The sequence below is a fragment of the Aureimonas ureilytica DSM 18598 = NBRC 106430 genome, assembly GCF_000382705.1.
Classification (GTDB): domain Bacteria; phylum Pseudomonadota; class Alphaproteobacteria; order Rhizobiales; family Rhizobiaceae; genus Aureimonas; species Aureimonas ureilytica.
In genome coordinates this window covers 122,676-137,654 of sequence record NZ_ARQE01000005.1, presented here as the reverse complement: position 1 = coordinate 137,654, position 14,979 = coordinate 122,676, and the positions used below count along the sequence as shown (strand labels likewise).

Here is a 14,979-nt window from a genome sequence, read left to right as displayed (position 1 = left end):
GACGAGCCTGATGCGGTTTCTGGAACTGACCACCAACGGGATCGCCGCGAGCGAGAGATACGATGCCTGGCGCGAACGGGCCTGGCCAAGTCTCGCCCGGATGATGCGCACCAGCCGGCCGCCGGGCGAGTTCTATTCCCATTCCCGCCTGTTCCGCCTCGGCCGGGTCATCTTCAACGACACGCGCATGGCCGGCCAGTCCTACGAGCGGACTTCGTCGCTCATCCGCTCCGACGGTTTCAACGGGATCAGCATCGCGGTCAATCTGGCCGGGCGCTTTCACGGCGAAACCGCCGCCGGGACCTATCGCGGCGGTCCGGGCAGTGTTCTGTTCGGCGATCTCTCCGCGCCCTTCCGACAATCCTCCACCAATGCGCGCTGCGTCACGCTGGTCTTCGACCGCGAGACGATCGAAGAGCTCGTTCCCCGTTTCGACGGGTTGCATGGCCTCGTTCTGTCCGGCCTCGACGCCGCGCCGCTCGTGAACCAAGTGTCGTCGCTGGTCGACGATCTCTCAGGTCTCGAAGAAGGGCTCGCGGAGAGCACGGGCGAGGCGGTGATCGGCACGTTCCTGTCGGTGCTCGGCTCCACGGGCGCCGTCTCCTTGAGCGAGGAGGCCCATCTCGCGCGCCTTCGCGCGGAGGTCCGGTGGATCATCGAGCAGCGCTATCGCGAGCCCGATCTCGACATCACGCGCATCGCGACGCTGGCCCGCGTGTCGCGCGCGACGCTCTACCGGGCGTTCGCCGATCTGGAGGGCATCTCGGCCTATGTGACGCGGCTGCGCCTGGAGCGGGCCGCCGAAGCGCTTCGCGACGAGACGGACAGGCGGCAGATCGGCGAGATCGCGCTCGCCGTCGGCTTCGATCAGCCCTGCACCTTCAACCGCGCCTTTCGCCGACGCTTCGGCTGCACCCCGCGCGACTGGCGCGCGGACCGGTCGGCCCTGACGTTTTCGCCAAGGTGATCCCTCGAACCGAACCTTGCCGGCCTTCGTTGCAGGAAAAGGCGGGCGCATCGTGACGCCGCCTCGCCCCGCAGGATAAGGACGTGGCGATCCGGCCGCGCCACGACGACGACAGGGAATTGGCCATGACGACCCACGCGCTCTTCGACAACAGCTATGTTCGTCTCGGCTCCGCGTTTCATCGCCCGACCCGGCCGACGCCCGTTGCCGCGCCCCTTCTCCTGAAGCTCAACCGGCCGCTTGCGGCGGAACTCGGGCTCGACATCGCCGAACTCGACGGCGCCGATGGCGCGGCGCTCCTGTCCGGCAACCGCGTCCTTCCCGGCGCCGAGCCGATCGCCGCCGCCTATGCCGGGCACCAGTTCGGCAATTTCGTGCCGCAGCTCGGCGACGGACGCGCGATCCTTCTCGGCGAGGTCGTGGACCGAAACGGTCGGCGGCGCGACATCCAGCTCAAGGGCTCCGGCCCGACCCCCTTTTCGCGCGGGGGTGACGGGCGCGCGGCGATCGGCCCGGTCCTGCGCGAATATCTCGTCAGCGAAGCCATGGCGGCCTTGGGCGTTCCAACCACCCGCGCGCTCGCGGCCGTCGCGACGGGCGAACCCGTGTATCGCGAGGTGACGCTGCCGGGCGCGATCCTAACGCGCGTCGCCTCCAGCCATATTCGCGTCGGCACGTTTCAGTTCTTCGCCGCGCGCGGCGACGAGGCCTCGATCACTCGCCTCGCGGATTACGTCATCGAGCGGCATTATCCGGACGCGGCAGGCGCGCCCAACCCCTATCGCGCGCTTCTGGAGGGCGTCTGCGCCCGTCAGGCGGCGCTGGTGGCGCACTGGATGCGGATCGGCTTCATCCATGGCGTGATGAACACCGACAACATGTCGATCGCGGGCGAGACGATCGACTACGGCCCCTGCGCCTTCATGGACGCCTACGACCCGGCGACGGTGTTCTCCTCGATCGACCGGACCGGGCGCTACGCCTATGCCAACCAGCCGCGCATCGCACAGTGGAACCTGGCGCGCCTCGCCGAAACGCTGCTCGCCCCGCTCGACCCGGATGAGAGCCGCGCAGTGGAGATCGCGCATGAAATCCTCACCGGCTTTGCCGAGACGTTCCAGACGGCGCAGCTCGACGGGTTCCGGCGCAAGATCGGACTGCGCCGCGCGCGCGAGGAGGATGCGGCTCTCATCGGCGATCTTCTGGCTCATATGGCCGAGGAGCGCGCGGACTTCACCCTGACCTTCCGGGGGCTCGGCGCGGCGGCCGAAAGCGCCGAGGCCGACACGGCGCTGCGCGCGCTTTTCACCAACCCGGCCGCCTTCGACGCCTGGGTGCAGCGCTGGCGCGCCCGGCTGGCCTTCGAAGAGGAAACGCCGGCGGAGCGCCGCGCCGCGATGGATGCGGTGAACCCCGCGCTGATCCCGCGCAATCACCTCGTAGAAGCCGCGCTTTCGGCCGCGCGAGACGGCGATCTCGCGCCCTTCGAGCGGCTGAACGCGGCGCTCGCCGACCCGTGTCATGTCGATCCGGGCGACGCCGATCTCGCGGCCCTGCCGCCGATGCCCGAGGCCGCCTATCGGACCTTCTGCGGAACCTGAGGCCGGCAAGGCCGGGCCGGACGCCCGGTCTCGGCCCGGCCGTTCGTTTTGCCTCATGCGGGACATTGTGAGCCCGCGTGATGAGGGTTAAGCAAAGGTTGCATTGCCAGTCGGGAGGACCTGCATGAAGACCCTAGCGATCTCGTCGCGCACCATTTGCGGCATCGAGGAACTGCCCGTTCACAGCAAGTCGGGCGTCACGCACGTCCTGTCGATCCTCGATCCCGGCCATCCCGATATCCATCATTTCGAGGCCTTTTCGAAGCACCTGCGCACCACGCTTCGGTTTCACGACATCATCGACCCGCTGCCGGGGCAGATCATGCCGGCCAAGGAGCATGTCGCCGCCATCCTCGCCTTCGGCGCGTCGCTGGACAAGGGCGCGGTGGAAGGCACGGCCGGCCATCTTCTCGTTCATTGCCACATGGGCATCTCGCGCTCCACGGCGGCGATGATCACCCTGATGGCGCAGGGCGATCCGAAGGCGAGCGAGGAAGAGCTGTTCGAGCGCCTTCGCCAGATCCGCGGCAAGGCCTGGCCGAACTCGGTGATGATCGCCCTGGCCGACGAGAAGCTCGACCGGGGCGGGCGGCTGGTGGCGGCGCTGCGCCGCCACTACGCGCACCAGCTCGCCCAAAAGCCGGAATACGCGCAGTGGATGCGCGATCTCGGGCGCGGCCGCGAAGTCGAGATGGCAGAAGCGGCCTGAAGCTTGGGCGCTCGCGCCTGCTTTGGGCGAGGCTTGATCAGGCCGGGGACGTCTCGGCCTGCGCGCCCTCCTCGGGAAGAAGCCATCCGGTGAGTTCGTAGATCACGCCGGAGGGCTCGAAGCGCATGTCCGCGTGGCCGCCGAAATAGCCGGGCACGACGCGTTCGGTCAGCCGGGAGCCGAAGCCCCGCCGCTGCGGCGGGGTGACGGGCGGTCCGCCCCGTTCGCGCCATTCGAAGACAAACCCGCCTTCTTGGGTCACGCTCCAGGAGATCGCGACCGTTCCGGTCTCGACGGAAAGCGCGCCGTATTTCGTGGCGTTGGTGGCGAGTTCGTGGATCGCGAGCGCGAGGCCGAGCGCATGGCGCGCTTCGACCTCGACATTGGGTCCCGTCACGGTGATCCGGTCCCGGCCATCCACCAGGGGCGCGACCGCCGCCTTGACCACATCGGCGAGAGCGGAGGCGGCCCAGTCGGTCGCGGTCAGCACGTCCTGCGCGCGGGCCAGCGCCTGGATGCGGGCGGCCGCCATCGCCGCCGCTTCCTTCGGGTCGGTCGCGTTCTTCAGGCTCTGCGACACCACGGCCTGCACCATGGCCAGCGTGTTCTTCATCCGGTGCGAAAGCTCCCGCTGCAGCAGCAATTGCTGCCTTTGCCGGGCCTTCAGTTCCTGAACATGCGCGCTCTGCTGCTCCAGCAAACGCTGATTGACGGCCCGCTCGGCTTCGAGGTCTTCGAGCGCCTCATGCATGACATGGATCAGCACGATATCGACGCCGACCACGAAGACGTAGAATGCGAGGGCGATCAGAACCGAAGGGCCGACCGCGAAGGTCGCATGCGGTGCGATGAACCAGTACCAAGCGGAAAAGCCGCTGAGGACGGCGCAGAGAAGGCCCGGCCAGACACCTGCGAAGAAGGTCGTGAGGATCACGGCCGGAAAGAAGGTGAGGTAGGGAAAGCCCGCCGGGAGCGAGGTGTCGGTGGCAAAACGCGTCGCCAGAGCCACCGCGAAGGCCACGAGCGACAAGCCCCAAGCGCGCGCCGGCGACGAACGAACCCATGTCGCGATAGTGAACATCATTCCGGCGACCCCCGGCATCTCTTGCCAAAGGCCCTCTAGCGCGTGTCGCGGCGCGGCGCCATTGCGACGGGGCGACCTCGAGGCGCATCGTGCGTTTTCTCTCGACGCCGGCGAAAGGAGCGGGCGTCCGCGAAGGCCGGGAACCGCCCGATAGGCCCGCTGGAAAAGGCCGCCCGCAAAGGAAGGGGCGGCCCGAAGGGCGGGTCAGAAGAAGCCGAGCTTCTTGGGCGAATAGCTGACGAGCATGTTCTTGGTCTGCTGGTAGTGATCCAGCATCATCTTGTGCGTTTCGCGCCCGATGCCGGACTGCTTGTAGCCGCCGAAGGCCGCATGGGCGGGATAGGCATGGTAGCAATTGGTCCAGACGCGGCCCGCCTTGATGGCGCGGCCCATGCGATAGGCGCGCGTGCCGTCGCGCGTCCACACGCCGGCGCCGAGGCCGTAGAGCGTGTCGTTGGCGATGGCGAGCGCTTCGGCGTCGTCCCGGAAGGTCGCGACCGAGACGACCGGCCCGAAGATTTCCTCCTGAAAGACGCGCATCCGGTTGTTGCCGTGAAGGACGGTCGGCTGCACGTAATAGCCCTCCAGTCCGCCGATCTCGGCCCGCGCGCCGCCGGTCAGAACCTTGGCCCCTTCGGCGCGGCCGATGTCGAAATAGGAGAGGATCTTCTCCATCTGCTCGGCCGAGGCCTGCGCGCCGACCATGGTCGCGGGGTCGAGCGGATCGCCCTGCACCATGGCCTCGACGCGCTTCACGGCGCGCTCCATGAAGCGGTCGTAGATGGACTCGTGAACGAGGGTCCGGCTCGGGCAGGTGCAGACCTCGCCCTGGTTCAGGGCGAACATGGCGAAGCCTTCGAGCGCCTTGTCGAAGAACTCGTCATCCTCGGCCGCGACGTCGGCGAAGAAGATGTTGGGGCTCTTGCCGCCGAGCTCCAGCGTCACCGGAATGAGATTGGCCGAGGCATATTCCATGATGAGCCGGCCGGTGGAGGTCTCGCCGGTGAAGGCGATCTTGGCGATGCGCTTGGACTGGGCGAGCGGCTTGCCGGCTTCCAGGCCGAACCCGTTCACCACATTGACGACGCCGGGCGGCAGGAGATCGCCGATCAGCTCCATGAGGACGAGGATCGAGGCCGGGGTCTGCTCGGCGGGTTTCAGCACCACGCAATTGCCCGCCGCCAGCGCCGGCGCGAGCTTCCACACCGCCATCAGCAGCGGGAAGTTCCAGGGGATGATCTGGCCGACCACGCCGAGCGGCTCGTGGAAATGATAGGCGACCGTGTCGTGGTCGATCTCCGAGAGCGAGCCTTCCTGCGAGCGCAGGCAGCCCGCGAAATAGCGGAAATGGTCGATCGCGAGCGGCAGGTCGGCGGCGCGCGTTTCGCGGATCGGCTTGCCGTTGTCCCAGGTCTCGGCGGTGGCGAGGAGGTCGAGATTTTCCTCCATCCGGTCGGCGATGCGCAGGAGCATCAGGGAGCGCTCCGCCACGCTGGTGCGGCCCCAGCTGTCCGCCGCCGCATGCGCGGCGTCCAGCGCGCGCTCGATATCCTCCGCGCCGCTGCGGGCGACCTCGCAGAGAATACGACCGTCGACCGGCGAGCGGTTCTCGAAGGTGCGCCCGTCGGCGGCCTCCGTCCAGCGGCCGCCGACGAAATTGCCGTAGCGCGCCTTGAACGGGGCCGAGCGGGTGGTGATGGGTAGCTGGATCGTCATGGAACCTCCTCATTCCTCGCGATGAGCAGGATCGAGGGTCGGCCTCGCGGCGGGCCGTCGCAAGCACGGGATGGACCGGGACGCCGCGATGTGATGAACTTTCGCAACGGTCCATGCAGCATTCGATGCAGCGCGCGACAGTAAAACCAGCCGGTGTCGCAACTTGCGACAGTCGGGGGAGGGGAAGGCGTCATGGAGAGCGGCGACATGATCTCGGCGCGGCAGGCGTTCTTCCACGAAGGACAATTGCCGAGTGCTGCGGTGCGGCAGCCCGTCTTGCGATCCTGGTTGCGTTGCAGCGATCTCGGCCTTGCCGAACAGCGCCCGCCCGCGCTTCAACCTCTGACCGACAGTGAGCTGCGCCTTCTGCATCAGCGCCACGACGCGCTGCGGCGCCTGTGCCGCCCGGAGCTGGAAATGCTGGCGGGCGAGGCGCGAGACACGATGAGCGTCGCCATCCTCACCGATGGCGACGGCATGATCCTCGATACGATCGGCGATGCGGGCTTCGCCTCGCGCGCGGCGGCCGTGGCCCTGCGCCCTGGCGTTTCCTGGAAGGAAGCGAGCACGGGCACCAACGCGATCGGCACGGCGCTGGCCGAGCGGCGCGCCATCGCGGTCAACGGCGCCGAACATTTCTTTCCCGACCACCGCGTTCTCAGCTGCGCGGCGACACCGATCACCGATCCGCGCGGCGCCCTGATCGGCGCGCTCGATCTCACCGGCCCGTCCAGCCATGGCCATGGCCACGCGCTGGGGCTGATCCGGCTGGCGGTGGACCAGATCGAGCACCGCCTGTTCCGCCGTCACTTTCAGGACTGCCGCCTCCTGCGCTTCCACAGCGATCCGGCCATGCTCGGCACCAGCCGGGAGGGCATTCTGGTGTTTCGCGAGGAGCGGCTGGTGGCCGGCAACCGGCGCGGCCTGTCGCTCGCGGGCCTGTCCTGGGACGCGCTGGACGACGCCCTGTTCGAGACCATCCTCACCGTCGATGGCACGGCCCGCGAGGGCCTGCGCCTGCGCCTGCCATCGGGTGCGACGGCGCTCGGCCAGTGGGACGCCGACCACGCCCTGCCGCGCGCGGGCGATCTCGACCTCGGCGCCCGGTCCGCGTCCGAGCCGGGCGCGGCGACGATGGAAGCGCGCGAGGCCGAAGCGATCGGCGCGGCGCTCGCCGCCAATAGTGGCAATGTCAGCCGCGCGGCCCGCCAGCTCGGCATTCACCGCAGCACGATCCATCGCTATCGCAAGCGCGGGCTCGTCTGACGGGGGCGAGGGGCGCGACCCTTCTCCTCGATCGGGAACGCTTTGCCTCCGGCGCGTCTTGCTCTCTTACGAAGACAGGAGAGCACCATGTCCAACATACCGACCAGCGACCGCAGACAAGAGGACGAGATCGTCGCCGAACAGTTCGAAGGGCTCGACAACGACCTGATGGATGTCGGCAAGGTCACGGACGGGCCGGCAGAAGTAAGCCAGACGGACGAGGGGGGCGGAAAGCCGCGCGATGAGAACACCACCCCTTGAAACCGCCGCGTCGCTCACCCATATCGAGTTCAACAGCGCGTCCCGTCAAAGGTTGAGGCGCTGTGGAGACCCTGCGGATCGTCCGACCACGGATGTACTGGCGTTCTGATGAAGCAGGGTCGATCTCGAAAGAGACGCTGGAGCCGTTGGGTGAAATCCCCAGCGGCTTTTTCGTGTCGGGGGTTCAGCGCGAACGAACGGGCTGAGGTGCTTTTCCCCTTGGCCGTTACGGGTCGGAGCCGCGTCGACGCCTCGCCGCGCCCCGCTCCTTTCTGAACGGCTGAGCTTATTTCTGCTGTGCAGGCTGCGCTGCCTGCGAGGCCTGGGCCGCCTGTTGCTTGGCGTCCTTGCGGGCCTCGACCTTGGCGCGGTGATGACCGATCGCGCATCCGACCGCCGCGCCCGCGACGGAATGGCCCTTGCCGACGAAATGCCCGCCGACCGCGCCCACCGCCGCGCCCTTGAGGCAGCCTGCGGCATAGGACGGAGCGGCGGTGACGGTGAGAAGGGCGAAGAGGGCGAGGGCGGCTGTCTTGCGCATGGTGACCTCCGAGACTGGACCTGAGACGGGCCGCAATGGGCCGACGGCGAGACGCCTCCGAGCTTTTCGGGAAGCCGTCAGGTTCATTCGACCGCCCGTATAACTCGCGCCCGAGCCTCGCAGTTCCCGAAAAGTTGATCGCACGAACGGGCGGCGGCCTCCTCGAAGCCTCCGCCCATTTCAGAATTCACACAGTGCCATCGGCCGGGAGATCAGAGCCCGCCCGGCATTCCCGGCACGGCTGGGCCCGGCCGCGTCGGGTCGGGCTCCCCGGCCGGGTTCGGCTCGACCGGCCTGGTCGGCATATCCTCGCCGATCCCCGGTCCCACATCGGGACGCCCGATCGCGTCGTCGTCGCCGGTGCCCGGCAGAACGGGCGTCGGCAGATCCTGGCCCGGCTGGTTGATCGTTCTGGACATGCATCCTCCTGTGTCGCTTCAAAGGAGGACGCCGGAACGCCTTCCGGGGTTCCGGCCGAAGGGCGCTCTGACGCATGGTCAACGGACCGTGCCAGCCGCCGAATGCCAGCCGCGCGAGCGAAGGAGGGCTACGCCTTCAAATAGTCCTTGAGCGCGGCTTCGACGCCGTGTTCCCTGATGAAGCGAAGCTTCTGCGCGAAGAGCGCGACGAACGCCTCGTGGTGAACGAGATCGCCATAGACGTCCGAAAGGCCGATGAAGGCTTTGGGGTCGTCGCTCGCGGCTTGTGCGGCGGGGCGGATCTTGTCCATGTTGGGGTCGACGAGCGGCATGTCCCGCCCGGTTTCGGACTGGCCCGCGAGCGCGCGGCACCAGAGCGCCGAGACGAGCGCCAGACCGGAAATGTCATGGCCCGCCGCGAGCCCGTCGCGGATCAGCGGCACGATGAATTTCGGCTGCCGGTTCGAACCGTCCAGCGCCAGGCGCGCGACGGTGTCGCCGACCTTGGGGTTCGCGAAGCGCCGGACGATCAGCTTGCGATAGTCCTCGAGCACCACGCCGGGCACCGGCGGAACGAAGGGAATGATCTCCTCCTTGTTCAGCTTCTCCAGGAACGCCTCGATCAGCGGATGCGCCATGGCGTCATGGACGAAGTGAATGTCGAGGAGAATGGCCGGATAGGCGATCGCGGCATGGCTGCCGTTGAGGATGCGGATTTTCATGTTCTCGTAGGGCGCAACGTCCTCCACGAAGGTGACGCCCGCCTTTTCGAAGGCGGGGCGACCGGTCGGAAACGTGTCCTCGATCACCCACTGCCGGAATTCCTCGCAATAAACGGGCGCCTGGTCGACGACGCCGAACTCGGTTTCCAGCGCCTCGATCTGCGCGGGGATCGTGGCCGGCGTGATGCGATCCACCATGGAATTGGGGAAGGCGACCTTGGACCTGATCCAGTTCGCGAAGTCGGGATCGGACAGCTGCGCGACGCCCGCCACGGCGTCGCGCGTGACCTTGCCGTTATGGGGAATGTTGTCGCAGCACATGATGCTGAACGGGGCGACGCCATCAGCGCGGCGGCGCTTCAGGCCGGCGGCGATCAGGCCGAACACCGTGCTCGGCTTGTCCGGGTTCGCGCCGTCGGCGGCGATCGCCGGATGGGCCGGGTCGAAATGGCCCGTGGAATCGATGAAATAGCCGCCCTCGGTGATCGTGAGGGACACGATGCGGATCGCCGGGTCGGCGAGCTTGGCGATGATCGCCTCGCCGTCGCCGACCGGCAGATACTCGACCATCGGGCCGATCACCCGAGCCGAGGTATGGTTGTTGTCCTGTTCCACGACGGTGGTCAGGAGATCCTGCGCGACCAGACGATCGCGCATGGCGGCTTCGGAAGGGAGAACGCCGGCGCCGACGATGCCCCAGTCCAGCGCCTCGCCCTGGTTGAAGAGATCGTCGAGATACAGCGCCTGATGCGCCCGGTGGAAGTTTCCGACGCCGAAATGAAGGATGCCCGGCCGCAGCTGCGAGCGGTCATAGGCCGGGCGGTTCACGGTCTCGGGCAAGGACGAGAGAGTGGCGTTGGACAGCTTCACGCTCATCGGGCGAACTCCTGGAAGGGTGACGGGTCGAGAAGCGGATGCGATGCATCACGCTTTCGGGTCGGTGATCGAAATCGTCGAAAAACGGCGCGGGGCGGGACCGGGACGGGCGCCTCGCCGTCTCCGGCCATAACGACGCGAGGGTTCCTTTGCCGGCGTCCGCCGGGAGGCGAATGGGGCGGGTAGACGGGGAGGGCGATCCCGGAGCGCGGCGGCGGGGCCGACGCTCCGGGGGCTCGAACCCTCAGGCCTTGACCGCGAGCCCTTGCGCGTCGAACCGGTGCAGATGCGCCGTATCGGGCGTCAGCCAGACCGGATCGCCATGGCGAACGCGATAATCGCCCGGCACGCGCGCGGTGACGCTTTCGCCCGAATCCATCTTCACATGGACAAACGTGTCGGAGCCGAGATGCTCGGAGACGCCCGCCGTGCCCTTCAGCGGGCCGTCCGTGGTGGAGAGCGTCAGATGTTCCGGGCGCACGCCGATCGTCGCCGCGCCATGCTGCGCCGCATGGGCGCCGCCGAGGAAGTTCATCTTCGGCGAGCCGATGAAGCCGGCGACGAACATGTTGCGCGGGTTGCTGTAGAGTTCGAGCGGCGAGCCGACCTGCTCGATATTGCCCCGGTTCAGCACCACGATCTTGTCGGCCATGGTCATGGCCTCGACCTGATCGTGGGTCACGTAGATCATCGTGGTCTTGAGCTGGGCGTGCAGTTCGGAAATCTCGAGCCGCATGTTGACGCGCAGCGCCGCGTCGAGGTTCGACAGGGGCTCGTCGAAGAGGAAGCCCTTCGGCGAGCGCACGATGGCCCGGCCGATGGCGACGCGCTGGCGCTGGCCGCCCGACAGGTCGCGCGGCTTGCGCTGGAGATAGTCGGTGAGGTTCAAGGTGGCGGCCGCGGCCTTCACCTTGCGCTCGATCACGTCCTTCGGCTCGCCCGCCATCTTCAGCGGGAAGCCGATATTGGCGCCGACCGACATGTGCGGATAAAGCGCGTAGGACTGGAACACCATGGCGAGGCCCCGGCCCGCCGGCGGCACGTTGGTCACGTCCCGTCCGTCGATCGAGATCGTGCCGCCCGACGTGTCCTCGAGCCCCGCGATGAGGCGGAGCAGCGTGGACTTGCCGCAGCCCGAGGGGCCGACGAAGACGACGAACTCGCCGTCCTGAATGTCGAGATGGATGCCGGGAATGATGACCGCGTCGCCGAAGCGCTTGCTGACATTCTGAAGCTGGATCGATGCCATGTGGTCTGAACCCTTACTTGACGGCGCCGAAGGTCAGACCGCGAACGAGCTGCTTCTGCGAGAACCAACCGATGATGAGGATCGGCGCGATCGCGAGCGTCGAGGCGGCCGAAAGCTTCGCGTAGAAATTGCCCTGCGGGCTGGAGAAGGAGGCGATGAAGGCGCTGAGCGGCGCGGCGTTCGTCGTGGTGAGAAGCAGCGTCCAGAAGGCCTCGTTCCAGGCGAGGATGACGTTGAGGAGAATGGTCGAGGCGATGCCGGGCACGGCCATCGGGGCGAGGACCCGGAAGAGCTCCTGGCGCAGGTTGGCGCCGTCCATGCGGGCCGCCTCGAGGATTTCGCCGGGGATTTCCTTGAAGTAGGTGTAGAGCATCCAGACCACGATCGGCAGGTTGATCAGCGCCAGGATGACGATCATTCCGATGCGGCTGTCGAGAAGGCCGAGCGTGCGGAACAGGATGGTGATCGGCACCAGCGCGCCGACCGCCGGCATCATCTTGGTGGACAGCATCCAGAGGAGGACGTCCTTGGTGCGCTTGGTCGGCGAGAAGGCCATGGCCCAGGCGGCGGGGATCGCGAAGAGAAGGCCGAGCAGCGTCGAGCCGAGCGACAGGTAGATCGAGTTCATCAGGAACGAGAAGTAGTTCCGCTGTTCCTGAATGGCGGTGTAGTTCTCCGTCGTCCAGTTGAAGAAGACGAATTTCGGCGGGATCGCGATGGCTTCGATCTCGGGCTTGAACGAGGTCAGGATCGTCCAGAGGATCGGGAAGAAGATCAGGAAGCCGACGGTCCAGGCGAGGATCGTCACGAGAATCTTGCGGCGGGGTGAGACGGCGCGCGCCATGGATCAGGCCTCCAGATTCTTGCCGACGAGGCGGACGAGGAAGAGCGACACGATATTGGCGAGGATGACGGCGACGATCGCGCCGGCGGAGGCCGTTCCGACATCGCCTTCCAGCGAGATGATCGAGGCGATCAGGAAGGGGAGGTTGGAGGAGGCTTCGCCACCGCCGGTGGTCACGAAGATTTCGGCATAGACCGAGAGAAGGAAGATCGTCTGGATCAGGATCACCACGGTGATCGCGCGCTTCATGTGCGGCAGCGTGATGTAGAAGAAGGAGGCGATCGGCCCGGCGCCGTCCATTTCGGCGGCTTCCTTCTGCTCTTCCGAGAGCGATTGCAGCGCGGTCAGGAGGATCAGGGTCGCGAAGGGCAGCCACTGCCAGGCGACGATGATGATGATCGACAGAAGCGGATAGTCGGTCAGCCAGTTGATCGGCTGCAGCCCGACGGAGGTGAGAGCCCAGGCGACGACGCCGTTCACCGGGTTCATGATCATGTTCTTCCAGACCAGCGCCGCCACGGTCGGCATGACGAAGAAGGGCGCGAGCACGAGAAGCCGCACCACCGTCTGCCCGTAGAAGACCTGATCGAGAAGAAGAGCGATCAGCACGCCGCCGATCATGGTGATCGCCAGAACCCCCGCGACGAGGATCAGCGTGTTCTGGAAGGCGCTGATGAAGCGCGGATCGGACAGGAAGTAGCTGTAGTTCTCGATGCCGACAAAGGGCGTCAGCGGGTCGTAATAGGTATAGCGCAGCGTGGAGAAGTAGAGCGTCAGAGCGAGCGGCACGATCATCCAGATGAAGAGTGCCACGACCGAGGGCATCATCATCCAGCGTGCGACGGATTTCGTGTGCGTTGTCGCCATAGTTCCCTCCCCATGCGACGTGCCCGCGTTCTATGCGCGGACTTCAATCGGAAAATGCGCGACCGAGACGGCGCGCCGCGCGAGCGGCGAGCCTTGATGGGTGAATGGGTCCGAGCGGTCGGACGCAGGTCAGGCCGCCGGCCGGCGCGAAGCCGGCCGGGGCGTGGGGCCTTGGGCCTACTTGATGTAGCCGGCGCGCGTCATTTCGCGGGTCGCCTGGGCCTGCGCGGCGGCGAGCGCCTGATCCACCGTGACCGAACCCGAGAGGGCGGACGCCATCTGCTGGCCGACGGCCGTGCCGAGACCCTGGAACTCGGGAATGGCGGCGAACTGCAGGCCGACATAGGGCTTGTTTTCGGTGATCGCCGGATTGGCCTTGTCGATCGAGTTCAGCGTCTGCTGCGCGAAGGGCGCGGCCTTCAGATACTCGGCGTTCTTGTAGAGCGACTGGCGCGTGCCGGGAGGCACGTTGGCGAGGCCCTTTTCCTTGGCGACGAGATCGAGATAGGCCTTGGAGGTCGCCCAGGAGACGAAGGTCTCGGCGGCTTCCTTCTTCTGCGACGAAGCGGGGATGGCGAGCGACCAGGCCCAGAGCCAGTTCGCGCCCTCATTGGGGCAGTTGTCGATGCCGCAGGGGGCCGGGGCGAAGCCCACCTTGTCGGGCACCTGGCTCTGCTTGGGGTCCGTCACGAAGGAAGCGGCGACCGTGGCATCCATCCACATGCCGCACTTGCCCTGGCCGAACAGCGAGAGCGTCTCGTTGAAGCCGTTGGACGCCGCGCCCGGAGGGCCGTATTTGGTCATGAGATCGACATAGAGGGAGACGGCCTTCTTCCAGCCCTCGCTCTCGAACTGCGGCTTCCAGCCGGCGTCGAAATAATTGGCGCCGAAGGAGCGGGCCATGTTGCCGAGGAAGGCCATGTTCTCGCCCCAGCCGGCCTTGCCGCGCAGGCAGATGCCGTAAACGCCGGCCGACTTGTCGGTCATCTTCTCCGCGGCTTCCGCGATGAAGGCCCAGGTCGGCTTTTCCGGCATGGTCAGGCCGGCCTTCTCCAGAAGGTCCTTGCGGTACATGGTCATCACGCTCTCGGCGTAGAACGGAGCCGCATAGAGCTTGCCGTCGGTCGAGAGCGCCGAGCGGATCGGCGGCAGGAGGTCGTCGGCATCGTAGTCCGGGCCGAGCGCCTCGAGCGGCGCGAGCCAGCCCTTGCCGGACCAGATCGGAACCTCGTAGGTGCCGATCGTCATGATGTCGAACTGGCCGCCCTTGGTGGCGATGTCGGTGGTGACGCGCTGGCGCAGCACGTTCTCCTCGAGCGTCACCCAGTTCACCTGGATATCCGGGTGAGCCTTGGTGAACTCGCCCGTCAGGCTCTGCATGACGATCATGTCATTGTTGTTGACGGTGCCGATCGTGAGCGTTTCCGCGTTCGCCGATCCCGCCAGCGCAAGCGTGGAGACCGCGGCCGCCAGTACGTGCCGAAAACCCATGTTGTCCTCCCAAAGACCCCTGAGCAATTGATCAGGTCGAGAGCAATTGTTCAGGATGTTGAACGGACTGTCAAGCGTCGCTCCGTTCCCGCGCTTTGTCGCCGCGACATGTCCACGCTCCTTCGACGCGTGCTGCAGGGCAGCATTCGGCCTGCCCCGCTGTGGAGGCGGGGTTGGCTGCAGAGGGCGTCGGCTGGGGGATGGTTTTGCAGGGAGGGGAGGTCGCAAGGCGTGTCGGGCGGAGAAACGAAGCTCGTCTCGCGCGACGGTGCTCGGCTTGTCGGCGTGGCGTTCCGCCGGGCCATGTCAGGCGCAGGTTTCCATGCCGGCCGGGAGCGGCGCGCCCGGCATGTCGCGCCGTTTCTT

14 protein-coding genes are annotated in these 14,979 nt (G+C 66.9%); 5 read left to right on the top strand and 9 right to left on the bottom strand.

The window, feature by feature from the left end; translation table 11 throughout:
- Positions 1-10: 10 nt before the first annotated feature.
- From B146_RS0112750 to B146_RS0112740, 3 genes are all read left to right on the top strand, one after another.
- Positions 11-967: an AraC family transcriptional regulator gene (locus tag B146_RS0112750; protein ID WP_019996833.1), complete on the top strand. Its 957-nt coding sequence runs from the start codon at positions 11-13 to the stop codon at positions 965-967.
- A gap of 125 nt (positions 968-1,092) precedes the next feature.
- Positions 1,093-2,568, top strand: a complete 1,476-nt coding sequence (locus tag B146_RS0112745; RefSeq protein WP_026358572.1) for a protein adenylyltransferase SelO — start codon at positions 1,093-1,095, stop codon at positions 2,566-2,568.
- A gap of 124 nt (positions 2,569-2,692) precedes the next feature.
- Positions 2,693-3,277 carry a tyrosine phosphatase family protein gene (locus B146_RS0112740; protein ID WP_019996831.1) on the top strand — a complete coding sequence of 195 codons (585 nt, stop codon included), beginning with the start codon at positions 2,693-2,695 and terminating at the stop codon, positions 3,275-3,277.
- Positions 3,278-3,314: 37 nt separating this feature from the next.
- On the opposite strand, the gene B146_RS25925 is transcribed toward B146_RS0112740, so the two are convergent.
- Together B146_RS25925 and adh are read right to left on the bottom strand one after the other, a co-directional pair.
- Positions 3,315-4,361 (bottom strand): sensor histidine kinase, encoded by a 1,047-nt coding sequence (locus B146_RS25925; RefSeq protein WP_019996830.1) that lies wholly within the window; start codon positions 4,359-4,361, stop codon positions 3,315-3,317.
- A gap of 204 nt (positions 4,362-4,565) precedes the next feature.
- Positions 4,566-6,077: an aldehyde dehydrogenase gene (adh, locus tag B146_RS0112730; RefSeq protein WP_019996829.1), complete on the bottom strand. Its 1,512-nt coding sequence runs from the start codon at positions 6,075-6,077 to the stop codon at positions 4,566-4,568.
- Positions 6,078-6,269: 192 nt separating this feature from the next.
- Between adh and B146_RS0112725 the strand changes: the two genes are divergently transcribed.
- Both B146_RS0112725 and B146_RS29010 read left to right on the top strand, forming a co-directional pair.
- Complete coding sequence (locus tag B146_RS0112725; RefSeq protein WP_019996828.1) at positions 6,270-7,343, top strand: sigma-54-dependent Fis family transcriptional regulator; 1,074 nt, start codon at positions 6,270-6,272, stop codon at positions 7,341-7,343.
- A gap of 87 nt (positions 7,344-7,430) precedes the next feature.
- Complete coding sequence (locus tag B146_RS29010; protein ID WP_019996827.1) at positions 7,431-7,604, top strand: hypothetical protein; 174 nt, start codon at positions 7,431-7,433, stop codon at positions 7,602-7,604.
- A 286-nt stretch (positions 7,605-7,890) separates the two neighbouring features.
- Here the strand turns inward: B146_RS29010 and B146_RS0112715 are convergent, their stop codons facing one another.
- From B146_RS0112715 to B146_RS0112685, 7 genes are all read right to left on the bottom strand, one after another.
- Positions 7,891-8,145: a hypothetical protein gene (locus B146_RS0112715; RefSeq protein WP_019996826.1), complete on the bottom strand. Its 255-nt coding sequence runs from the start codon at positions 8,143-8,145 to the stop codon at positions 7,891-7,893.
- 212 nt (positions 8,146-8,357) lie between these two features.
- Entirely contained in the window at positions 8,358-8,564 is a 207-nt protein-coding gene (locus B146_RS0112710; RefSeq protein ID WP_019996825.1) for a hypothetical protein, read from the bottom strand.
- A 128-nt stretch (positions 8,565-8,692) separates the two neighbouring features.
- Complete coding sequence (locus B146_RS0112705; protein WP_019996824.1) at positions 8,693-10,162, bottom strand: mannitol dehydrogenase family protein; 1,470 nt, start codon at positions 10,160-10,162, stop codon at positions 8,693-8,695.
- A 244-nt stretch (positions 10,163-10,406) separates the two neighbouring features.
- Complete coding sequence (locus B146_RS0112700; protein ID WP_019996823.1) at positions 10,407-11,411, bottom strand: ABC transporter ATP-binding protein; 1,005 nt, start codon at positions 11,409-11,411, stop codon at positions 10,407-10,409.
- A 13-nt stretch (positions 11,412-11,424) separates the two neighbouring features.
- Positions 11,425-12,255 carry a carbohydrate ABC transporter permease gene (locus B146_RS0112695; protein ID WP_019996822.1) on the bottom strand — a complete coding sequence of 277 codons (831 nt, stop codon included), beginning with the start codon at positions 12,253-12,255 and terminating at the stop codon, positions 11,425-11,427.
- Positions 12,256-12,258: 3 nt separating this feature from the next.
- Positions 12,259-13,122, bottom strand: a complete 864-nt coding sequence (locus B146_RS0112690) for a carbohydrate ABC transporter permease (protein WP_019996821.1) — start codon at positions 13,120-13,122, stop codon at positions 12,259-12,261.
- A 177-nt stretch (positions 13,123-13,299) separates the two neighbouring features.
- Positions 13,300-14,613: an ABC transporter substrate-binding protein gene (locus B146_RS0112685; protein ID WP_019996820.1), complete on the bottom strand. Its 1,314-nt coding sequence runs from the start codon at positions 14,611-14,613 to the stop codon at positions 13,300-13,302.
- Between the last annotated feature and the right edge of the window lie 366 nt (positions 14,614-14,979).